This window comes from Promicromonospora kroppenstedtii DSM 19349 (assembly GCF_000515355.1).
Taxonomy (GTDB): Bacteria; Actinomycetota; Actinomycetes; order Actinomycetales; family Cellulomonadaceae; genus Promicromonospora; species Promicromonospora kroppenstedtii.
The window spans coordinates 29516-29724 of record NZ_KI911633.1 but is presented as its reverse complement, the minus strand read 5'-3'; the positions used below and the strand labels follow the sequence as shown (position 1 = coordinate 29724).

Here is a 209-nt window from a genome sequence, read left to right as displayed (position 1 = left end):
CTCGCGTCGGCCAACGCCCTGCGCAACCCCCGCGCACGGCGGCGACGTCCACGGCCCTGCTCATCGGCGTCACCCTGGTCTCCATGATGACGACGGGCGCCGCCAGCGCCCGTGCCGCCCTGGACGACGAGCTGGACGCGCGCTTCCCCGTCGACCTCCAGGTCACCAGCACCACGCCCGACGAGAACGGCGCACCCGCCCTCGTGCCC

The 209-nt window shown here is 75.1% G+C and carries 1 pseudogene; it reads left to right on the top strand.

Annotated features, from left to right (window positions below):
* Window positions 1–209: pseudogene (locus tag PROKR_RS38170) on the top strand (hypothetical protein); the annotation flags it as partial.